13 protein-coding genes and 8 pseudogenes are annotated in these 22,619 nt (G+C 52.9%); 10 read left to right on the forward strand and 11 right to left on the reverse strand.

Translation table 11 applies throughout. From position 1 onward, the window contains the following. Positions 1-161: 161 nt before the first annotated feature. The 5 genes and pseudogenes from GPOALKHO_RS00905 to GPOALKHO_RS00925 all read right to left on the reverse strand — a co-directional run bounded on the left by GPOALKHO_RS00905 (position 162) and on the right by GPOALKHO_RS00925 (position 7,517). The gene (locus tag GPOALKHO_RS00905; protein WP_406702558.1) at positions 162-371 is read right to left on the reverse strand and encodes a hypothetical protein; all 210 of its coding nucleotides are present in this window, start codon (positions 369-371) and stop codon (positions 162-164) included. A gap of 1,638 nt (positions 372-2,009) precedes the next feature. Beyond that, positions 2,010-2,237 (reverse strand): hypothetical protein, encoded by a 228-nt coding sequence (locus tag GPOALKHO_RS00910; RefSeq protein ID WP_406702559.1) that lies wholly within the window; start codon positions 2,235-2,237, stop codon positions 2,010-2,012. A gap of 1,991 nt (positions 2,238-4,228) precedes the next feature. Then, entirely contained in the window at positions 4,229-6,223 is a 1,995-nt protein-coding gene (gene tkt / locus GPOALKHO_RS00915; RefSeq protein WP_406702560.1) for a transketolase, read from the reverse strand. A gap of 180 nt (positions 6,224-6,403) precedes the next feature. After that, a pseudogene (locus tag GPOALKHO_RS00920) lies at positions 6,404-6,910 on the reverse strand (transaldolase family protein); the annotation flags it as partial. Positions 6,911-7,142: 232 nt separating this feature from the next. Further along, positions 7,143-7,517 (reverse strand): annotated as a pseudogene (locus GPOALKHO_RS00925) (DUF188 domain-containing protein). Between the two features lie 653 nt (positions 7,518-8,170). On the opposite strand from GPOALKHO_RS00925, the gene GPOALKHO_RS00930 reads away from it, so the two are divergent. The 7 genes and pseudogenes from GPOALKHO_RS00930 to GPOALKHO_RS00960 all read left to right on the forward strand — a co-directional run bounded on the left by GPOALKHO_RS00930 (position 8,171) and on the right by GPOALKHO_RS00960 (position 12,253). Next, complete coding sequence (locus tag GPOALKHO_RS00930) at positions 8,171-8,596, forward strand: GNAT family acetyltransferase (protein WP_406702562.1); 426 nt, start codon at positions 8,171-8,173, stop codon at positions 8,594-8,596. A gap of 544 nt (positions 8,597-9,140) precedes the next feature. Beyond that, positions 9,141-9,290, forward strand: a complete 150-nt coding sequence (locus tag GPOALKHO_RS00935) for a DUF1131 family protein (RefSeq protein ID WP_406702563.1) — start codon at positions 9,141-9,143, stop codon at positions 9,288-9,290. Positions 9,291-9,381: 91 nt separating this feature from the next. Beyond that, positions 9,382-9,525: pseudogene (locus tag GPOALKHO_RS00940) on the forward strand (DUF1131 family protein); the annotation flags it as partial. A gap of 567 nt (positions 9,526-10,092) precedes the next feature. Beyond that, entirely contained in the window at positions 10,093-10,404 is a 312-nt protein-coding gene (locus tag GPOALKHO_RS00945) for a hypothetical protein (protein WP_406702565.1), read from the forward strand. Between the two features lie 111 nt (positions 10,405-10,515). Then, positions 10,516-11,173 (forward strand): annotated as a pseudogene (locus GPOALKHO_RS00950) (ABC transporter permease subunit); the annotation flags it as partial. Positions 11,174-11,765: 592 nt separating this feature from the next. Further along, a pseudogene (locus GPOALKHO_RS00955) lies at positions 11,766-12,083 on the forward strand (DNA-binding response regulator); the annotation flags it as partial. Between the two features lie 23 nt (positions 12,084-12,106). After that, positions 12,107-12,253, forward strand: a complete 147-nt coding sequence (locus tag GPOALKHO_RS00960) for a hypothetical protein (RefSeq protein WP_406702567.1) — start codon at positions 12,107-12,109, stop codon at positions 12,251-12,253. 180 nt (positions 12,254-12,433) lie between these two features. Here GPOALKHO_RS00960 and crr read toward each other — a convergent pair whose 3' ends face one another. The 5 genes and pseudogenes from crr to cysZ form a co-directional block, all read right to left on the reverse strand. After that, positions 12,434-12,940 (reverse strand): PTS glucose transporter subunit IIA, encoded by a 507-nt coding sequence (crr, locus tag GPOALKHO_RS00965; RefSeq protein ID WP_406702568.1) that lies wholly within the window; start codon positions 12,938-12,940, stop codon positions 12,434-12,436. Then, a pseudogene (gene ptsI / locus GPOALKHO_RS00970) lies at positions 12,924-14,614 on the reverse strand (phosphoenolpyruvate-protein phosphotransferase PtsI). Before ptsI ends, crr begins: the two are co-directional and overlap by 17 nt. A gap of 48 nt (positions 14,615-14,662) precedes the next feature. Continuing rightward, positions 14,663-14,882: pseudogene (locus GPOALKHO_RS00975) on the reverse strand (HPr family phosphocarrier protein). 267 nt (positions 14,883-15,149) lie between these two features. Then, positions 15,150-16,017: pseudogene (locus GPOALKHO_RS00980) on the reverse strand (pyridoxal-phosphate dependent enzyme). A 113-nt stretch (positions 16,018-16,130) separates the two neighbouring features. Continuing rightward, a complete protein-coding gene (gene cysZ / locus GPOALKHO_RS00985) occupies positions 16,131-16,889 on the reverse strand; it encodes a sulfate transporter CysZ (RefSeq protein ID WP_406702570.1) in 759 nt (252 codons plus the stop codon). 238 nt (positions 16,890-17,127) lie between these two features. On the opposite strand from cysZ, the gene zipA reads away from it, so the two are divergent. The 3 genes from zipA to GPOALKHO_RS01000 all read left to right on the forward strand — a co-directional run bounded on the left by zipA (position 17,128) and on the right by GPOALKHO_RS01000 (position 21,408). Next, on the forward strand, positions 17,128-17,907 hold the full coding sequence (gene zipA / locus GPOALKHO_RS00990; protein WP_406703305.1) for a cell division protein ZipA: 780 nt from the start codon (positions 17,128-17,130) through the stop codon (positions 17,905-17,907). Between the two features lie 212 nt (positions 17,908-18,119). Next, a complete protein-coding gene (gene ligA, locus GPOALKHO_RS00995; RefSeq protein WP_406702572.1) occupies positions 18,120-20,144 on the forward strand; it encodes an NAD-dependent DNA ligase LigA in 2,025 nt (674 codons plus the stop codon). A gap of 931 nt (positions 20,145-21,075) precedes the next feature. Beyond that, positions 21,076-21,408, forward strand: a complete 333-nt coding sequence (locus GPOALKHO_RS01000; RefSeq protein ID WP_406702573.1) for a hypothetical protein — start codon at positions 21,076-21,078, stop codon at positions 21,406-21,408. 847 nt (positions 21,409-22,255) lie between these two features. Here the strand turns inward: GPOALKHO_RS01000 and GPOALKHO_RS01005 are convergent. Next, entirely contained in the window at positions 22,256-22,528 is a 273-nt protein-coding gene (locus tag GPOALKHO_RS01005; RefSeq protein WP_406702574.1) for a hypothetical protein, read from the reverse strand. Positions 22,529-22,619 lie beyond the last annotated feature (91 nt).

A 22,619-nucleotide genomic window follows, 5' to 3' on the forward strand; every position in this document is an offset into this window, starting at 1 on the left:
GCGGTTGACGTTAACGCCAGGCGCGCGGACCATATTGACGACGTAAGGGTGGTATCTCTTTCGATCGCCTGCATCAACGCAGTTTCGCCTAATCCAATCAGAACGGTTCATTGACGTTGATGTTGGGCAATTTCAACAAGTGGAGGGTAAGGTCGCGCTTCTTACTGGACAGCGCCAGCGTCATGGCAAAATACCTTTCGGTTATGCTGGTTATAGTCAATTCCGAAAGTATTGAACAGCAGTTTCACGCAGCGGCGATGATTATTGCGTGTTGCCACATGCCGCTGCGCATTGGCGTTGCGGCCGGGCGCGAAGGTGATAGCGCGTACGATATTAGCTTCGCCGTTTTCAGCGACTATCATCAGCACCATCGTGCTCTGCTGGTTAGTGAAATTATTAATAGGCGTGCATAAGTTGGTGTCGGAGAGATTGATTTGGATGCCCTTAGCCTAGAGCAGCGTTTGTAAGATCGCAGGATAATCGTCACTTGCGGCCCACAGCAGGGCGCTAGGTCCATGGTCCAGCTGGTTCAACCAATCCGTCGTACCGCCAGCAGGAGTCGAACCGCTTCGGTGTCGTGGCGCATTACCGCCATCACCAACGGAGTTAGCCTTTCGTTGTCGCTGCTATTGGCCTAGCCCGCGCAGACGCCAGATGCGGTAGATGCTGCCGATGGCCGCGCGTCAACATGGCTAATCACATTGCAAAGCGTAAGTAGAGCCGGCTGCAATTGACACGTGACCCCCATAAGTCGCGCCGACCCGTTCAATGTATTCCGGTCATTCAAACCCGGGATCTGGGCTGCACAAGGTTGCGATGCCGAGCGCGGCAAACGCCAGCGGCGTTAATTGCCGCGCGCGAATACCGCGCCACTCTGTTTAAGCGTCAACGCAGACAGTTGTTCGCAGGTCGTGACTTTCATCGCGCGACGGATGGCAAGTTAAGCCGCCACGTCCAAGTGCAGAGTCGAAATACAGGCTGATCGCTAATGTCTCGCCAACAAAACTAGCGCCAGCGAAAGCGCATCTAAGGCGTATGGCAACAGCGCATTGGCCGTCTCGCCGCGGCTCAGGAGGCTGATACAGTCGTTGAAGGAAACCAGCGACCGCAGGAAGTCCAGCGCCTGTTTGCGAAAGGTAACATTATAGCCTTGTTGATACAGATGGATGCTGGATGCGTCTGGTGGTGAGTAGCCAAGGTCATCGCCAGTGCTTTTAGCGGTGCGCCAGACTGCTTAGCCTTCTTGCTGCTTGTGCATTTTTAAATCATAACGTTTGTAATGATAGCAGTACGGCGCGGGAAACAGATTGTGATAGCGACTAGCGGTCCTCGCGGCTTAAGAGATACCCGCCCTCCTGAAGCTTCAGGGCATAAATTCGCCCCTTCTTATCTGATGACGCGTAAGCAATAGTTCCACACCAGGTAGGAGTTCTAGTACTAAATCTACGACTGATTGCCTGCTATGCGTAGGCTGCTTAGCTCAAAAGCGGAAAGCGTGGCAACCGGTGAGCACTCTACCCGCGCGAAGGTGACCTGTGCAATAAAATTCCTCTTCACCTCGTTTATCTGGAAAGGTATGGCTCAAGATCAAGAGATCAGCAGTAGTATAATGGCAGGCTAGTTCAACATTTTGTTCTTCAAAACACCCGTCGATATCGGGTAAATTCGGTTCTTTCAGCGGCAGGCAGGAACAGTGATAGGGGACTGGGTATTGACTTCCGTATCGGTCTGTAATGCCGCCGCCGCGTCGGTGTGGATCAGCGAGACAGCGGTGAACAATAGCGTCTTACGATAGCTGACGGCGGCTATGCCTGGCGTCCAGTGCCATGCTAAATTGACGTACGGGTTGGCTGCACTCGGTATCCACATCGAGGATAAAGTGTTACGGTGCGCATACGTAGCTCCTCTTCCGGGTAAGCGGCATCGGGAAAGTGACATAGCGCAGCAGGGCAGGGAGCTGAAAAATTTCCAGATATTCCGGCGCGGCAGTGCGTTTTTCTCCAGCAGCACTAGCGCGAATCCGAGACGACGTCTTCATCCACTGAGAGGGCATGAGGCGTGCTGTGCTGTGCCTCATCAGCACGCGCCATCTTCGCCAGCCTCAGCCCCGCATAGGCATACACGGGTAGGGCGCTTTGACGGCGTCGTAAGGCTAGTTCATCGGCCACCTCTTCCAGCAAATATTGACGCGCTGGGTAGTTTAACATACCGCCCTGGACGTCGTGTTTGTGTAGCAATTGATGCAGCTAGTGACACATTTGCCCAACTATGGCGGTATGCGGCACCAGGCCTCCGCCCGGCGTCGGCTAATGTGTCCGCCAGCAACGCCTCGAAAATTTGAAAGGACGCCCGTTAACGAGCTGTTAAACATCAGCTGTTAAACAGCTGATGTTGAGTGTCGTGGCTGAGCCACTCCCCGGGGTTAGCGCCATATAGGCCCGCGGGCCGCAGCAGTTCTTGTACCAGCTAAATGCGCCGGCCGGCGGACGAATTTCACCACCAGTTTCATCCGGTGAAGCGATAGCACCGCTTCGTCCTGCGGATCAAGCCGGCGATGCTGTAGCAGTAGAGTATAAATGGCCCGCGTTTGTGCCTCAAGTCGGGTGGACCTCATACCAATGAGCAGCGTTATGGCTGCGGAATCGGAACTCAGGACAGCAGGAGCCTGCCTGCCGCCAAAGAAGAACGGGGCGGACGATGTTCCTGGCGTGCTATCACCCAGCTGCGGTAAGATCGTGACGACATCTTCATCGCCTGCGCGCTTCAATTCTGGCGGTGTCGTCGTTGCCAGATGTGAGAGGTGCGCCATCCCAGGGCTGCTCCAACGTCAGCGTACTCACCAGCCAGAGCCCCGATCCTTTGCCAAGGATCAACCCCTTTGCTAATTTCGCCCTCCGCCGGTGGATCGCACCTGGTCACCTTCTGCACAACGGGGTATCGGTACCGGTTGTAGCTGTACTGAGAGAGGCGCCAGAATAAAAATATTCGCCATGGTTCTATGATGGCCGCTGTGATTTCGACGAGTAGCTTCAAATCATTATAGTAATGCCACATACATTCACGATGGTGGTCAATACTGGTTGGCATAAGCGATCTCTAGACTATTAACGCTAAAGCGCAATAAAGTGGTCGGTAAGCGTCAAATTAAGATGAAAGAGGTCTATCGTTTGTTGCAACTTATTTATTTTTCCACAGTATAATAAGCGACCTGCTCTGCTAGGTAGGCGCAGAAGTTTTTCCAAAGAGACTTAGAAATAATGAGTCAAATGTTAAAGTCAATGAGGGTTTGGATTGTGGTACCAAACGTACTGTTAGCTATAAGCTGTTATAGCTATTTTTATTATTTTTCTTCTCAAGTTTGTTATTATTATCGTCTGTTATGCTGTGTTTTGTTTTATTTCTTGCTCGGGTGTTGTCGTATAAAATGTTAATTCGTTCCGGCTGGTGATGGTTGAAGTATAGTTCATTCCTGTTATCGTATTGCATGGCTAATGGATAGTTGTTATCCACAGAAATAAAGGATGGACGCATGATTACCCGCTTTCCTAAGCGAAAGCTGCGCGCCAGCGATGCTCGCCTTTGGTGTAGGACACACGCCAGAGCAACCCGCGTTTTCCAGCCGGTCACACCGGGACCCGTATTACAATGTAGGGATGCGTCCCCGACCCGATTACCTTTGTCTCTCGCGCAAGCCGCCAAAGAGGGGATCTCAGTTGCGGTTAATGCTTGCTTACGCGCGGTAGCGTTGTCAACTGGCTTGATGAAAATAATTACACGCCGCTACAGAGTTGGCCATAAAATAGCCACCTTGCCGTGGTAGAGACTTTGTTGCGCCATAACGTAAGCCTTGCGGTTGTCACTCAGGATAAGAATGCCACCGAACACAACAAACTCCGGATGTTTGATTCATTACTTGCGGCTGACGGACAAGACCCCAGCCTTCACGGGTGACATGGCGAAACAGCACTACATATGGCGGTAAAATCGGGTAATTTATGCTATATTCAGAAGCTCATGGCCAAAGCACTGAAAACACTCTGTTGCATATGGTGACCCACACCGAGAATTGCGCGACAACGGCGCCGCCGAATAGCTGCCCGTCGGCAAACCGCCCAGTAGCGCGCAATGAGCTGTGTGCTGTGAAATGAGATAGGCGGTATGGGCTCTCTGGGCGAATGCGGTCCAAAACGCCGGGACCCGAGGGTTGTCGGTAAGGTAAGGCGAGGACTTATTTCAGCAGCAAACGCGCCTTGCTCAGCACATTATCAACGGTAAAGCCGAACACTTTAAACAACTCTGCCGCTGGCGCCGATTCACCGAAGGTGGTCATGCCGACAATCTGTCCGTTCAGACCAACGTACTTGTACCAATAATCGGCGATACCGGCCTCTATGGCGATACGCGCCGTCACCGCTTTCGGCAATACCGACTCGCGATAGGTCTCGTCCTGCAAATCAAAGACGTCGGTGGAGGGAAGTGATACCACGCGCACCTTGTGCCCTTCATCCTTCAATTTCTGATAAGCGGCCACCGCCAGCCCCACTTCCGAACCGGTGGCGATAAGGATCAGTTCCGGCTGCCCGTAGCAATCTTTCAGCACATAACCGCCACGGGCGATATCTGCCAGCTGCTGCGTCGTGCGATCCTGCTGTGCGAGATTCTGACGCGACAAAATAAGCGCGGTAGGACCGTCATGGCGCTCGATGGCTTTCTTCCAGGCAACCGCCGTTTCCACCTGATCGCAAGGGCGCCAGTTACTCATATTCGGCGTCATGCGCAGGTTGGCCAATTGCTCCACCGGCTGGTGGGTCGGACCGTCTTCACCTAGGCCAATGGAGTCGTGGGTATACACCATGATGTGACGCGTCTTCATCAGCGCCGCCATGCGTACTGCGTTACGGGCGTATTCGACGAACATCAAAAAGGTGGCGGTATAGGGCACGAAGCCGCCGTGATTGGCGATACCATTACCAATGGCCGTCATGCCGAATTCGCGTACGCCGTAATGAATATAGTTACCGGCGTGATCATCGGCGATAGAGGTGGATTTCGACCAAATGGTCAAATTGCTCGGCGTCAGATCCGCCGAACCGCCCAGAAATTCTGGCAGCATGGGGCCAAAGGCCTCCAGCGCATTCTGCGAGGCCTTACGGCTGGCGATCTTTGCCGGCTTGGCCTGGAGCTGCTCGATAATTTTCTGGCTTTCCGCCTGCCAGTTTGCTGGCAGTTCACCCTCCATTCGACGTTTGAACTCGCGCGCTAGCTCTGGGAAAGCGTTTTTATAGGCGGCGAATTTATCATTCCAGGCAGCTTCTTTTTGCTTGCCCGCCTCTTTTGCATCCCAACCTTTGTAGATTTCCGCTGGGATCACGAACGGCGGCTCGTTCCAGCCGAGCGCTTTGCGGGTAGCAGCGATTTCGTCGTCACCCAGAGGCGCGCCGTGGGCGCCGTGGGTGCCGGCTTTGGTGGGGGCACCGAAGGCGATAACCGTTTTACACATCAGTAGCGACGGCTTATCGGTGACGACGCGAGCGTTCTCGATGGCCGCTTTGATCGATTCACTATCGTGGCCGTCCAAGCCGCACACAACGTGCCAACCATAGGCTTCAAAACGGGCGGCTGTGTCATCGCTGAACCAGCCTTCGACGTCGCCGTCGATGGAGATGCCGTTATCATCGTAAAACGCCAGCAGTTTTCCCAGCTTCATGGTGCCGGCCAGCGAGCAGACCTCGTGGGAGATGCCTTCCATTATGCAGCCGTCGCCGAGGAAAACATAGGTATAGTGATCGATAATCTTATGGCTAGGGCGGTTGAACTGCGCTGCCAGCGTGCGTTCGCTAATCGCCAGCCCCACGGCGTTGGCGATGCCTTGGCCCAGCGGCCCGGTGGTGGTTTCCACGCCATCAGTGTAGCCGCATTCCGGATGCCCCGGCGTTTTAGAATACAGTTGCCGGAAGTTTTTCAATTCTTCCATCGGCAGATTATAGCCGGTAAGGTGTAACAGGCTGTAAAGCAGCATCGAACCATGCCCGTTGGAAAGAATAAAACGGTCACGGTCGGCCCATTTCGGATTGGACGGATTATGGTTCATGTAATAGCGCCATAGGACTTCGGCGATATCCGCCATGCCCATCGGCGCACCAGGGTGGCCAGAATTGGCTTTTTGCACAGCGTCCATGCTTAACACACGGATAGCGTTGGCCAGCGCTTTTCTTGATGTCATTAGATGCTCCAAAGGTTACAGTTTTGCTGCCAAAAGTTCTTCCGGGTTTGGTTTCAATTGCGAACTGGCGCGCCGGCTAATGAAAACCTTCTGAGGGAGACAGTTTACGCTCAACGCGCCTATTGCCTTTGCGCAGTTTTCCAGCATGGCGTGGAAATGTTCAGGTGGATCGCAGTCGACCAGAGCCAGAATCTGCTTCACTTTGCGGAAGCTGGCGCCAATGATATCAGTCTGATAACGGTGTTGTTTATAATAATCACAGATTTTGCGCACCGGCATCAGATACACGCCCGCTTCGTCGTAGGCGAGTGCTTGCGCAAAGGAGACTAGTAGTGTCAGATTACAGTTAACGCTTCCTTGTCTAGCTCTTCTTCGAGGCTTGCTCCTTCTAGGCAGGAGCAAGCCTCGAAGAAGAGGCGCGCATCCATTTCGGTAGAGACACGCTAGGCACGCTTTTCAGAATTTCCACTCCGATATTGACCGCTAATTTATTGCTGGCGTTAATAATCTGGGTTTCGCATGTACAGCCCTGCTTGCGGGTGTAGGCCAGCGCGTCTTCAAACAGCGGCTGATGACTTCAGCAGAATTGGTGGTGGCATCTTGCGGTGTGTAATAACGGATCGACTCGATATCTCCGCTGTCGGCCACGATGGTGGTAAATTGTTTCAGACCTTCTGACTGGTTCATTTCTCTGCTCCGTGAGGTGAATACTATCACCAGGTAAGTGACGGCTAACTCTAGGATAACACTGCATCAACAAGAGAATGAAATACACTTTTCTGATTATTATGATGACTCTAAGCGATAGCCAGGCAGAAGACAGGCGGTTTGGGGATGGCGCTGCCGCGTAGTGTGTCCATAATCTACCTTAATCTTGTCATAAATAATTGTGAAATAGCGCTATATATTCGCGTCGCGTTCAAACCTGATGCAGCCATTTATCCAATTGACTCATAAATTCCTGGCGTTCTAGCTGCCCGAGCGGCGGACGGACCGCCCGCCTGTATACCGCTGCCGCGTAGTGTGTCCATAAAATCCCGTAGGGTCAATTTTTCGCGAATCGTAGCCTGCTGATAAAACTCACCGCGCGGATTGAGCGCCAGCGCGCCCTTTGCCAGCACTTCCGCCGCCAGCGGAATGTCTGTGGTAATGATCAGATCGCCAGCGCCGGCGCGTTTGACGATTTTATTGTCCGCCCAGTCGAAACCGGCGGTCACCCACAAGGTGCGAATGAAGCGTGACGGAGCGCGAAACAGAATGTTTGTAATTCCCGTGGACAGGCATCGGCATCCATCCGCGTCACTCCTGCAGCCAGTCGCGGACCGGCGAAAGTTGCGATATAGCGCAGTTCAGAGCTATTGGGCGCCATCTCGTGATGATATTCCCAGCGAGCCAGCGGCGGCATTCCCACACCAGACTGAACTCGACATAGCGAAGGATTTTCCGGATGCACGATCAGTGAGACGCTCGTGGCTTGATACGATCGTCCGCCCAATTCCGGTCGGTTGCGGTGTCGGAGGCCGACAAGACGCCGCCATACACCCACGAGAAATTCACCCCGGCCGAAGACCTGGCCTTGGCACAGTACTCGCGTCTGTCCACTGCCACCCCAGGCACGCCCAAAGATTCTCACGGAAAACGGCACTGCCGTCGGCGGTGGTCAATGTAGCGCAAATCGTTTCCTGCGGCCCAAGGAGATAGGCATTGATCGCCAGCTCCCTGTATATGAACGGCGAAAAAGTGGAGCCGCGCCAAATATAACCCAAGTGGGGCTATAGCGGCGCTTTAGGCCCGGCATGAACGTCTGGGCGGGGCTAACAAACGACGTTTAAAGAGAGGAGATTTCGAGCGAAAGCGCCATGAACCGCGCTGGAGTTATTTGTCTTCATCGTAAATAACGTGATAATCAGCTGAATCATTCATTACTCTGTAGTGGCGGCGGCAATTATGGAAATTCGAGTATTTCGTCATGATGATTTTGAAGAGGTTATTACGCTATGGGAACGCTGCGATTTGTTGCGATCGTGGAACGATCCAGAAATGGATATCGAGCGTAAGCTGAACCATGATCCCGATCTTTTTTTGGTGGCGGAAGTGGCCGGGGAAGTGGTGGGGTCGGTGATGGGCGGCTATGACGGCCACCGTGGCTCCGCCTGCTACCTGGGGGTGCGCCCGGATTATCGCGGTCGCGGCATCGCCAATGCGCTAATAAGCCGGCTGGAGAAGAAATTGATTGCTTGCGGTTGTCCAAAAATAAATTTAATGGTACGCGGCGAAAATGACATGGTGATTAGCATGTACGAAAAGCTGGGATACGAAATGCAAGATAGCGTATTGCTCGGTAAACGGCTTATTGAGGATCAGGAGTATTAAAGCGACGCGCGATTATTGCTTTTGCAGTTGCTCAATCTACACTGAGCCTGTCTCTGACAGTAATGAGATCGTCAGAATGGCATATCGCCCCGTACCAACAGCCCAGGGCGATATGCAGCGCCAGTGAACCGGTTTGTCGTGAAATTCATATTATCCTTGCCTAACTGCTGGCTGGTGAATATTCCGATCAGCGTTACCTACGCACCGCAAGGTTTTCACCTGTTTGATTGAGGTAGGGCGCAGGCCCTCGACGCCGTGAATGCTGTCGTCCTGCTTTTGCGGCAGCGGTGTGGCTTGTCGGTGCAGCCAGAACGGCGGGGCTAAACAAAGACAACAGAAGCGCGAAAATAGTTTTCTTCATCCGGACTCTCCTTTTTATATCAACCTGATTTATCTGGCTATAGCCGGCCAGGGATAGTAGCATCGTCAGATTGACGCCATGTCGATACACCGTTAAGCATAGTACAGCGACGCCGATTTGCGAGCCGACATCGGTTTCAAACTACAAGGAGAAATGATGAAGTCTCGTTCCATTCGTTAATCATTGCCAATAACACTGCCGGCCGTGGAGGAGATGCTGGGAGGCGATTACCGATTGTGTGGCGATATAGAAACCCGCGACGGCGATGTCATCAGCGTGTATCAGGCGATGAACAAGGGACAGGTCAAACTGACCGTCTACGAGCCGTCATAGGGCCGGGTCGCGGAGGTGGTGGTAGCCGAGGCGCCATCGAAAGCGCTTGGAGCGTCAAGATCGGTACGCCGTTTAGCGCTGTTATCAGAAAGCCTATGGTTCCTGCCACAAAGGTGGCGAAGTGGTGGTATGTCAGGCCCCACAAAGTGGCCACGTTAGTTACGTCTTCAAGGGCATTTGGCACGGTCCTGAATTGCTGATGCCGCTGACGATCAGTTGCAAACTTGGCAAGTGACAAAACCTCTGGCATCTATCCATCACGCGTTAACGCCGCCCCTGGCCCATTTAGCGCCTCGCCAACCCGGCGCGCTGCATGATGCTGTATGGTGTTGCATAATGTTGTCTGCAAAATGTTATCTGCAAAGGGGCGCTTCCACCTGATGCGCGCTTCGCGGCCTTGTCTTGGCGACTGCGGCGCTAGGTGATCATCGTGCGCCTGGCGCGCCTGGAGGAGTCGTATCACCATTCGTACGTGCTTTGCATCTTTACCATAACCGCCAGGCGGTCTGTTGTGCGCGAGCACTCCTGTAAATCACAAATCGGTATGTAAAATCGCTACAGATTATCTATCCGTTATAAATAAACTGTAAGGCTATCGGAGCGGCCTTTTGTCCTTCACAAATAGGACACTTTATGATCTTTACGCTTTTCCGGCTGGACCACGGTGTTGCTTAACAGCCCCTATGACGTGGCCCGAGAGCTGTTAGCGGCTCTGAACCACGGTTTATCGCGTAATGGCAGCAGGCGCATTTTAGCCGCCTGGGGCGTGTAAAGCAGGCATATAAGGCGATCGCGCTACAACTTGCGCTTGGATGCAGAAATTTTTCTCGAGGTCTTTGATACCGTTGGGCGCTGCGCGACGACGATCTTTGTTGGGTGCGGGCAGGGGGATACACTGGTAAGTTTTGAGTCGGAGGCCAATGCGCTGCGCGATCAGGTCGGCACCGGCGATTATGACGTCACTGCGCCGGCCACAAATATCTTGGCGGAGTTTCCGGCGGTCTGGGTGGATAAGAATATAGAAAAAACAGGACCACCTGGGCGGCGAAGACTTGTTCTATCTCTATATAGCCCGGCGGCACAACACATTATCTCCGGGTTTATTATCCGGTAAACAATACGCAGATGATGGATGAAGGCAAATGAAAACAAATTCCCGCCGACCCGGCTATCAGGGTTGAAGACCGGTTCGGTGAATAGCCGTCGGCTATGGCGACACATTTCGATCACAGCGGCGAACTGGACCGATTTCTGGTGGAGGGGCATTGCCACCAAACGGGCCCTGCCTGGCTGCCGCCTGATCCTGCTGCTGTTAAGCGCGCTGGTCATGCAGCTGGCGCAGATGAGTGGTCGCAATACTGGAAAGTCATCACCGGCCAAGAAGCCGCTGGCGGCGTATAAGATAACGTAATTTGCGCAGGAGTGAAGTCGCTGTTTAATGCGGTTTTCGGCATTCTGATGGCTTGGATCCTCACTTGCCACCGTTTTCCAGGCCGAGCGCTATTAAGATGGCCGATGGATTTACTGTGCGCACTGCCTACCTCGGTGGCTGATCTGACGCTCTGGCCACGCCATTTTCACGACCGATTGGCACGACGGCTGGCTGGCCCAATTTCAAAGTCCCTTATATCTGGCCCGGCATCGCCGTGTCGATAGCCTTTGGCGGCATCCCGTTTGTGGTGCGCACCGTGCAGCCGGTGCTCGAAGAGCTCGGGCCGGGATATGAAGAAATGGCCCAGACGCTTGGCGCGGGGCAATGGCAGACGTTTCGTCGCGTCATTTTGCCGGAGGTGGCGCGGCGCCGGCGTTGCTGGCGGAACTGCACTGTCGTTTATCCGCAGCTTGGGCAATTTGGCACGGTGATTTTTATCGCCAGCAACATCGACCGGAATCACGCTTTGGCCGCCGGTTAGGAGGGTAATAATGACAGATATCTCTGCTTCTAACGGCGCCGCGCGCGTCTTCCCGTGGGGAAATGCCTGTTGATCGAAGCGCTGATTTCACTGCTGTTGCTAATGGTGTCGCTGATTTCGATTTTACACCTGTAGAGGGGCTGGCGGCGGTGGGGAGTATTATGGATACCACTGGCACCTCACAAGCGTCGGCCGATTTTTGAAATTGCGCCGTGCGGACGTCACCATCGTCGGGCTTCAGCCGCCTGCCTATTTGCCGGATATATTTCAGCCTGAGCTGGTAGATCGAACCCTGGATATGCTTCAGGACGAAGCGGAAACGACGATACGCCGATTGGCTCCATGTAATCTGGTGGCCGCCATCTGCTGAGACCGCGGCGATCGCTACTTATCTATCAGTCGATTAGGCTGATGCTGCGTCAGCGCTTTTGCCTGGCATTATTAGCAGCACCTTTTACTCACTTGCGGGTAAAGCAATGGCAGGTCCCGTGACACGATGGATGATGCAAAGCTGTTTGGCGCTAACGCAAGAGAGCAATAGCGACGTTTGTGAGGAGAAAAAATGAAAATTTTGCTGGTTGATAACGATCAGGAATTGGACAAAATGCTGAGCGAATACCTGACTGCGGAGAGTTTCGATACTTCCTTGGCCCTGGACCGGCCAAGGAAGGGGGATGCACGCTGTCCGGTAATTATGCTGCTACGATTCCCGATGTCTTGCGCCAGGTTCGCAAAAGCAGCTGTATGCCGATTAGCATGCTGACTGCGAAAGTCGGTAATGTCGATCACGTCATCGGCCTGGAAATAGGCGAAGACGATTACCAGGCCCTGCTATCCCCACGAGCTGGTCGTGTGGCTGCGCGCTGTGCTGCGTCGTTTCTAGGAACGGAGCCTGGCTGAGAGGTGTACGATCGCAGCGTCGACGCGCAGTATCGGCTATCAGAGTCCGCTGATGAGAATACCGAAGCGGTTGTTCTGGAAGATCCTGCTCAGCTTTGGTTGATATTCCTGCTGATTACCCAGGCGCTGTGGGTCGGTTTTATCGCCTGACGTTTCATCCATTTGCAAATGGTGTCGACCAGGTCAGCGCAAAACTGGTAGACTGCAAATTTATTTGCGACTACTCCACTGGCAGTAACCGTTTGCGGCCTGGCTGCCGACGACAAAATTAATGGCACTCGTTGAGCGCCGTTATTGTTGTTCAGGTCGCTGCGGCCGAAAAGGTAGGAGCTACTTGCGGATACGGATGATCGGTGTTTTGCCGACCACGACGCTGCCGGACAGTTTCACCAACTCTTTAATTTCATCCATATTGGAAATCACTACCGACGTCAGGGTCGATTTCGCTTTTTCTTCCAGCAATGGCAAATCGAACTCGATCACAACGTCGCCTTTTTTCACACGTTGACCTTCTTCAGCGATACGGCGGAATCCTTCGCCTTTCAGCCCAGCGGCATCGATACCGAAATGGACGAACAGCTGAATGCCGTTGTCGGATTCGACGGAGAAAGCGTGATTAGTCTCGAAAATTTTGCCAATCGTGCCGTCTACCGGAGCGACTATTTTGTTGCCGCTTGGCTTGATAGCAATCCCATCGCCCACGATCTTTTCAGCGAAAACAACGTCAGGAATATCTTCAATGTTTACGATCTCCCCCGAAATAGGTGCAACTATTTCAATGCTCGTGTCTTTCTTGTCATCGGAAATCAGAGACTTCAGTTTATCGAACAAACCCATGATCTTCTCCTAGGCATTTATATCGGGTCAGCGTCGTGAAATCAGCAGAGCATGTTTCTTCAGTAAATTTATTGACCGGATTCATCAACTCTTCTGCTGTTAGCTGAGTTAATGCTTCCTCGAATAATTTTCTTGATGCACGGAATAGGGATAGCACTCATGCTGAATTCATCCAGTCCCATCCCTAATAACAGTAGTGTAGCACGTTCATCTCCTGTCAGCTCGCCGCACATACCGGTCCATTTGCCCGCAGCGTGAGACGCGTCAATGACTCGGAAATAAGCTCACTACCGCGATCTACGGCAAGAGTATACTGTGTCAGGTCGTTCTGTCCCAATACTAAAGAAATCGACTTCTTGAGCCAGATGGCGGGTGATCACCACGGCGGCGGGCGTTTCCACCATCACGCCGACTTCGATACCCTCGTCGAAGGCCTTGCCATCTTCGCGCAGCTGCGCTTTTAATAGTGAGAGTTCCTGCTTCAGGGTGCGCACTTCTTCTACGGAAATGATCATTGGATACATAATGCGCAGCTTGCCGAACGCCGAGGCGCGCAGCTTCGCGTGCAACATCTCTTTACGATCGAGCCCGATGCGGATAGCGCGCCAGCCAAGGAACGGATTGTCCTCTTTCGGCAAATTCATAGTAAGGGTAAATCTTTGTCGCCTCCGATATCCGTGGTGCGCACGATAACCGAACCGGTGGGCATGGATTCGACCACCGCTTTGTACGCCTGGAACTGCTCCTCTTCGCTTGGTAATAAATCGCGGTCCATAAACAGGAACTCAGTGCGATACAGGCCTACGTCTTCCGCGCCGTTATGTTCGGCGCTCGTCACGTCGCGCACGGTGCCGATATTTAGCGCAGACTTCCACCTGATGGCCGTCAAGCGTGACGGCGGGTAGATCCTTAAGCTTGGCCAATTCGCTCTTCTCGGCGGCGTATTGGCTTTGCAGCGCTTTCAGCTCTTTAATCATCGCTGATTCGGGGTTGATATAAATCTGATTGTTGAGAGCGTCTAGAATCAAGTAATCGCCGTTGGTAATTTGCTTGATGATGTTACCCGTCCCAACAATCGCCGGTAGTTCCAGCGAGCGCGCCATAATGGATCTATGGGAGGTTCGGCCACCGATATCGGTGACGAAGCCAATACTTTATCCAGATTCAGCTGAGCGGTTTCCGACGGAGTGAAGTCCACCGCGACCAGCACGGCTTCCTCGCTGATGGCGCTCAGGTCGATAATCGGCATAGCGAGAATATTTCGCAGTAAACGTTTACCAATATCGCGCACGTCGGTAGCGCGCTCTTGGAGGTATGCGTCGTCAAGTTCTTCTAGCGCTTTCGCCCGCGTTTCAATCACGGTATACACGGCAGCATCCGCGCTGGCAATGTCTTCTTTGATAAGGGCTATGATGTCCTGCTCAAGCTCTTCGTCTCCCAAGAACATGATATGGCCTTTGAGATTGCTTCCCTTTCCTCGTCGAAGGTTTCACCCGCTTTGGTTTTGATCGCTTCCAGCTGCGCGGAAGCTTTGACGCGTCCAGCAAGAAACGCTCAACTTCAGGTTCGATTTAGTCCGTAGTGATTTTTCCGGTTGATGAGAATCTTATCTTCCTTCAGTAGCAGCGCTTTACCAAAGGCTATGCCGGGTGATGCTAAAATGCTTGAAATCATAATCCTACCTACTCATGACACATATGAACTAAAAGACCGAGCCGTATGTTACTCAAGGTCTGCCATCAGTTTAACCAAATGTTCTACCGCCTTTTGTTCATCCTCGCCTTCCGCGGCGATAGCTGGCGACGGTACCTTGCGTCAGACCAAAAGTTTGCAGTTTGAACCAGCTTTTCGCGCTGGCGCTTTTGCCATTGGAGGTCACGGTGATTTCGGAACTAAAACCTTTGGCTTCCTTGACAAACCGGGCGGCGGGACGGATATGCAGACCATCGGGAGCCTAAAGTTTAGCCTAAAAGATTCACTTTAGCCCATATGATGGCGGAGTTTGCGGCACGATCGTAGGCTATACTCGTCCTGGAGAGACCTCACAGCATTAATTGCTTCATTACGCTGTTTGAGGCATTAATGCTTTTGACATTAATCATTATGTCGCTTTTCGTCGGAATCAATAGGCCGGCCAGCATTTTTATTGACTGTATGATAGTGGGTTAAAAGCATGATCTTGCCGACAAAAGCACCCGCAAGGTGCTTTTTAAAGCAGATCAGCAAACAGCGCGACGCTGAGATAGCGCTCAGCGGAGGGGCAGGATCACCACAATATTTTGTCAGCGCTGCCAAAAAGGCGCGCCAGAGGGAATACCGGCTAGGGATGCCTTCCCTTTCCATTATGTGGCACGCAGTGTTGATCGCCTCATCGTTAATAATTTTTCGACCCGGTCGATAAGCTTCAGATCCAGATTATCGGGAATGAAACCGGCGCCGATCCCATGGATTTTATGCGGTCCAGACTTGAGTTTTTCTCCGGTCAGCGCCTGGATGATGACGGGAAGTCGGTGGGCTCTACCGCGACGGCAAACACATTTTTACCCTGGGTATTTTTCAGATAACGGCGATAAAAACCTCTACATCTCAGTCGGTGTCTTGTCAGATTCCCTGGCAGGTGATCTGCTCATGAATGGCCGGATTGCTGAACTGCTGGAGCATCAGAGAGCGCTCGGGATCGGTCGCGACAATTTCTTCCGCCTTAGCAATGGCGCCTTTCATCCCTTGTGGGCCGTCTGGCAACACCAGTTTGGCGCACAGCCTTTTAAAGGCTTACGGCGCTCGTGCTCATCGTTTCAGGCATAATCAGCGTCAGTTTATAGTAGAGGGCTACCGCGGCACAGGCCAACGCAATAGCGGTGTTGCCGCTGGTGGGCTCCACTAGCTCCACGCCAGATTTAAGCACACACTGCTTTTTCGCATCCACAATTATATTCGCGTCAATGCGGCATTTGACACTGCAGCTGGGATTGCGTGATTTCACCTTCGCCAGGATATGGCTATTGCCTATACGGTTTAGACGGACCAGCTGGGTGTGACTGATAGTTCAGTGAACTATTTTGATAAATTTTACCTATGACAAGTCCTATAGTTCTGGTGTGGAAATGGGGGGGGTAAGCAAAGCATACCCTTTCAACATAGGGGTGAAAGTGGCAGAATCTTGCATTATTATATTGTTAAAACATAAATTTTAAGAACCGGATAAAGTATGGTCGGCGCGATGGTTGTTTATCCACATCGCCGTGGCGCCACATACTGCCACCGGCAAAATCACCAAATTTACCACCGGTATCAGGGTAAACAGGCTCACCATCGCCCCAAACTGCAGATTCGCGACCTTGTGACGGCGCAGCGCGGCGCGCATCGCCGGAAATGGGACCTTGTGATTATCAAACGGATAATCGCAGTATTGAATTGCCAGCATCCAGGCGCTGAAGAGGAACCACAGCGCTGGAACCAGCGTTTGGCCGAGGGGGGGGATAAAATGCAGGATCAGTAATACCAGCGCTCGAGATAAGTAATAGCACAGCTTCACAAATTCGCGGCGCAACATGCGCGGTGTATCGCGCATCAAAGCCACCAGGCTACTATTTTGGGCAATATGGCCAATCAGACGCGATTCTAGTCGTTCGGCCAACAGCCCGCTGAACGGCGCGGCAATTAAATTTGCCACGGTACTGAAGAAATAACTGAACGCTATCAGTACTGCTAGTACGCATAAAGGCCAGAGGAGGTAATTAAACCAGCATAGCCAATGAGGCATGTGGCCCATCAAATACGGTATCCAGACGCTGAACTGGCGATACAGCCACCAAAAAGCGCCGCCCAACAGCACGATATTGATCAATAGCGGTAGCAGAACATAGCGTTTAATTCCGGGTAACATGATCAAGCGCCAGCCGGCGAAAAAATAATGCACGCCGCTGCGGGGAGTTATCTCGTTTTGCATGTCGTTTGTGCCATTTTTGAATAGATAAGAGCATATGACCCTGGTTTTAAGTGTTTATGGCTGCCGCTTGACCAATTGTGTCTGAAAAAGCAGCAAAAAATAACGTGCTAAACTCTTTTTGCCAGAAAGTATCCTGTAGACTTGCACTTGCCTACGCAGGCAAATACAGTTAAGGGAGTAAATGTTTGCCGCTATGGCAATGTGCAATGAATTAGAACAGTTGAGATGTGAGATGGCAATAATGCAGGATTTGCGTCTGGTATTGATCGTCGTGGGTACGGTCGCAATTATGGTGTTACTTTTACATGGTCTTTGGACCAGTCGTAAAGAGCGCTCTGCAGTTTTTCGCGATCGCCCGCTCAAACGACTGAAACAAGAACGTCAAGATCAAGACGAGCCGCCGTTGTTTGAACGGGATGGGGGGGTGGACGAAGTTCGCATCACGTCCGTGTGCCACCACGACGACGCGCCGTTCTCACGTCCCTCCGCTCGCGCCGCGGCGCCGCAGGATGAATACCGGCCGTCGGCGCCGTCCGCCGCACTTGACCCTGTAGACGTGGACGCGGCGCAGCCATCGCCGGTACGGGAAAAAGAAACAACGGTGCTCGTGCTTCATGTCGCTGCCCACAACGGGACGGTGTTAGGCGGCGAGAAATTACTGCAAAGCGTACTTCAGGCCGGTTTTCAGTTCGGCGAAATGAATATTTTCCACCACCATCTCAATCCCGGCGGCAGCGGGCCAGTACTGTTTAGCCTGGCCAATATGGTCAAGCCCGGTTCTTTTAATCCTGATAATATGGCTGATTTCACTACTCCCGGTATCTCCATGTTCATGATGGTGCCTTCCTATGGCGATGCCCACCAAAATTTCAAACTGATGTTGCAATCCGCACAGCGTATCGCTGATGATTGCGGTGGCGTCGTGCTTGACGACGAGCGACGCATGATTACCCCGCAGAAACTGGACGGGTACAAAGCACGCATTCGCCAAGTGCTGGATGCCAACGCCGGAGCCTGAACGCGTGAGTGACCTGTGCGCACCGCCGGTTGACCTTAAGCGGATCGGGTGTCACCAGCGCCTACCCGTTCGTGGGTTTTGCCAGACCATTTGGCGGCTGGCGACAGCGTTTGATGCGCTCGCCGTCGTGACTGTGCTTATTCAGTCGGTTACCGCTAAATAGCGTTACTCTTCAGCCCCGCCTGCAGGGGTTTTACTGCTGATGGCGCATCATGGAACAGATTGAACAACAGATCCTGCGACTGCGTGAGCAGTTGAGACATTGGGAATACCTCTATTACGTGGCATCCGCCCCTGAGGTGCCCGATAGCGAATATGACCGGGTCATGGCGGAATTGCGCGAGCTGGAGGCTAAACGGCCGGACCTATTGACCACCGATTCTCCAAGCCAGCGCGTTGGTGGGCAGGCACAAAATAGTTTTGGCCAAGTGCGCCATGAAGTGCCGATGCTTTCGCTAGATAACGTTTTTGAAGAGCCCGGTTTCCTGGCATTCGACAAACGGGTGCGAGACAGGCTTAAGCGCGATGACGATATAACCTACTGCTGCGAACTCAAACTGGACGGTATGGCTGTCAGCCTGTTGTATGAAAACGGCGCGCTGGTGCGGGCCGCTACCCGCGGCGACGGCGCCACCGGCGAGAATATCACCGCCAACGCGCGCACCATTCGCACCATTCCGCTGGATTTGAAAGATAACGGCGACCTGCCGCGTCTGCTAGAGATTCGCGGCGAAGTGTTTATGTCGGAAGCGGGCTTTCAACGGCTGAATGAAACCGCCAAACGGGAAGGGGGCAAAGTTTTCGCCAATCCGCGCAACGCCGCTGCCGGGTCCTTGCGCCAACTGGATCCCGCCATCACCGCTAAGCGACCGCTGACATTTTATTGTTACGGCGTTGGCCTGCTGGAAGACGGCGCACTGCCGGAAAGTCATTGGGAACGGTTGCAGCAGTTTAAAACATGGGGCGTACCGGTCAGCGATCGCGTCCGCCGCTGCACCGGCAGCGCCGCGGTGCTGACGTTTTATCAACAGGTGCACGAGGCGCGCGCGACGCTCGGCTTTGATATCGATGGCGTGGTCATTAAAGTAGATTCGCTGGTGCTTCAGAAGCGCTTGGGGTTTGTCGCCCGCGCGCCGCGCTGGGCTATCGCCTATAAATTTCCGCCTCAGGAGCAGTTAACCCTGGTGCGGGACGTAGAATTCCAGGTGGGACGTACCGGTGTTATCACTCCGGTGGCGCGGCTTGAGCCGGTTCTGCTGTCTGGCGCCATGGTCAGCAATGCCACTCTGCACAACGCCGATGAGATCGAGCGGCTGGGATTGGTGATTGGTGATACGGTGATTGTCCGCCGCGCCGGCGATGTCATCCCGAAGATCGTCGGTGTCGTTGCCTCTAAACGGCCTGAGGATGCGCGACCGGTGGTGTTTCCGTCCCATTGCCCGGTTTGCGGCTCGGGTGTGGAGTGTATCGAGGGCAAGGCGGTATTGCGTTGTACTGCGGGCCTTGTCTGTGCCGCGCAACGCAAGGGAGCGCTGAAACATTTTGTTTCTCGTCGAGCGATGGACATCGACGGCATGGGAGATAAGATCATCAATCAGCTGGTGAGGCGTGAGCTGGTAAAAACTCCGGCTGATTTGTTCCGACTGACGAAAGAGATCCTGGCCAGGCTCGAGCGAATAGGGCCAAAATCGGCGCAAAATTTGCTGGATGCGCTAGAGAACGCCAAACAGACCACCTTCGCACGTTTTCTTTATGCACTTGGGATCCGCGAGGTGGGCGAGGCGACGGCGTCAAATCTGGCTAGCGCTTATGGTTCACTGGACACGCTGATAGCCGCCGATATTGACTCACTGACTGGAGTGCAGGGTATCGGCAAGATTGTGGCAACCCACGTAAGCCACTTTTTCGAGGAAAGTCATAATCTAGAGGTCATTAGAGAGTTGCTGAACCCGACGATAGGCATCCATTGGCCGGTGCCTGCAGCCGCATCCGTCTCGGCGGGGGATAACCCGTTTGCCGGTAAGACCATTGTGCTGACAGGATCGCTCAGCACCCTGTCGCGGGATGAGGCCAAAGATCGGCTAGTGGCCCTCGGTGCTCGTGTCAGTGGCAGCGTTTCCGCCAAGACCGATCTGCTGATCGCGGGGGAGATGGCCGGTTCTAAACTGTCCAAAGCTCAGCAGCTAAATATTCCGATAATGGATGAGACGGAAATGATGCGTTTTTTAGGAGATTAACCTGACGCGCAAGGAAAATGGAAAGATGGTCTGGCTTCCATTGCCAATACCACGACGTTTAGCAAATATCAGGGGCGGATGCTTATCGATCCGCCCGAGCCTTACCTGCTCCTGCCCGCAGAGGGGAGTTTCTGGAAGGGTGGCTGGGCCCGCTTAGCACTAGTGATAAATGGAGGGGTTGGATAGCCTCACGCCGTTAAAGCAGCGTTAAACGCCGTCTCAGCCAGTGGTAGCGGGGCGTTAGGGCACCACACCCGCCCAGGGCGCTGGCTGGCGGATGCGCCGAGGAGGCTTCCCTTGGCCGCACGCCTCGGCACGCCGATGCTGGCGTGCCGCCACTGAGTCTCGCGTTGAGACTCCGTGCGTTATTAGTGTCCCTCGTGCGCGAGAGCCTGATGCCGTTAATACGTTACACAGCACAGCGTGGGCCAATAATACCGCCAGCAGACCGAGCAAAAGGCCGTTGGAAACCTGACCGCCAACAGCATCCGCGACTGTTGTTCCCAGGACAGATTGCGGGTTTGTGGCACGGTGGTGGCCGGATCCGCCAGTAATAGCTTGACCAGCACATTGGTTAGCGAAATGCCGAGAAAAGATATCAGCAGCCCATGCGAGTTAGCGAAGTCTGCTACTCAGAGAGAGCCAGACGTCATTCGTCATTTACGCAGGATAAGACTATGATAGGTCAAAAGGTTGACACCAATCAGTCCAAGCAACAGACCGGCCATCAGAAGTGTTAATCCGATAGGTGGCAAAGAAATCCCGTTTCCAGACATAAGCGCCTTAACCCGGCATCGGCACTATTTTGACCATGTCAACGATCTGTCCACGGCGCAGGATCGCAACGCAATCGGCAAGGCCAGCAGTTTATCGAGAGCGGGAGAACGGGAAATAAGCATAACCACCGCCCCTGTGCCACTGTCTGGCGTGTGTGTTCACGGATGGCCAAGCTGTTGTGCAAATCAATACCATGGGTAGGTATTGGCAAAACATCACCGCTCGGGCACGGTTGTTGAGATCGTATGCCAACAGCGCTATTTGCCTATTTCCACCGGATAGGGGTACCGTGGTCGGGGAGACAGATATCGAACGCGCAGTCCCGCCGGTGGGCAAAGGCATTGATGCGTGCCAGGTGGCCTATGCCAGCGCGCCCAAAAAGAAATGCCATCTGCTTGAGCAAGAGATTTTCCGCTACCGGGAGAACGCGCCACATGCCTTTGCTCAGCCGGTGTCGTGCGTGCCAGTAATGCCGCGTCGATTATAACAGTCAAGATTAAGCAATACGGCACCATCATAATCTTGTCCGACGATTTAACTGCGCCTTTGATTGATGTGGAGGCCAATGTGGCGCGCGCAGTTGATTGCGCCGGCCGCGGTGAGCCTGCCGAAAGGTTAGTCGAACGCCTTTTATCCCAACTTGCGGTTTATCTCTAACGATAAGGGAAGGGAAGCCTGCATGCAGCGTCAAAGTGTAAGCTCACACCTTTGCGTTTGCCGCCTACGTCAGCGCGGCGGGCGTCTTCTACGCTGCTGACAAAGCTTCCGGCGACCGGCGTAGTCATGTCTGTGCGCCGTAAAGAACTGAACAAGATGGACCAATGCGACAACAATCGCGACAATCTTCGCATAGGTTAGGTTTCACATGTGAAAAATAATAATACGGCGTGGGTGGTAAAGACGTCTATGGGTGGTAAAGACGTCTATGATTAGTTTTGTCTTGAGTACGATCAACTAATAGTGTAGCGAAAACCTCGTCTGATATACCCAAGAAATTTATTGCTTGCGAGATAATCGGCGATGCAAGTTTTCTGACAAAGGCAATTTCGCTGCATCATCTCACCTTGAGATAATCCGTTGTTGTCTGGTATTGACGATCTTTACCGGTAGGCAAGCATAGGGTGTATGCACCAATCGGCAGCTCTCGCAATGTCATCGTCGGGCTGTCTATACGTATTTTATAAGCGTAACGCGCCTCCTCTTAACAGAATCAGGTCATTACCATAAACCTACGAAAAGTCATCAATACTCAAACGCAAGCTGACATTGCCTTTCTGGTCGGTAGCTTTTAACTGAGTTGCATCAACCAGCCAAAGGGTAGCATCAAACTGCAATTAGTTTTTCACCACCTCAAACTGATGTTTATCAACTAATTGATACAGCGGGTACACGGCCTTGGCGTGACTAAATTTATTGCGATTGTGCCGCGGTTTATGGCCTAACTGCACAAAAGGATTTACGCCCACCTGCTCTCCAGCTACAGAAAAACTTTCAGACAGTAAATCCAGCAGTGAATGTACGTAAGGAGCAAAGTCTGACGTATTACAGCTTTTATTGTACTTCTGATTAAAATATGTGAAGGAATTCTTACTAACTTTGTCCATCATAAAGTAAAGCTTGAAACGCAAATACCACTGATTAAGTGGCTTCCCTTTGAGCGATCAGTTGAAAGATAGTCCCCCCTCTTCCTCATATAGC

Origin of the sequence: Sodalis sp. (in: enterobacteria), assembly GCF_036327475.1 — a bacterium.
GTDB lineage: Bacteria > Pseudomonadota > Gammaproteobacteria > Enterobacterales > Enterobacteriaceae.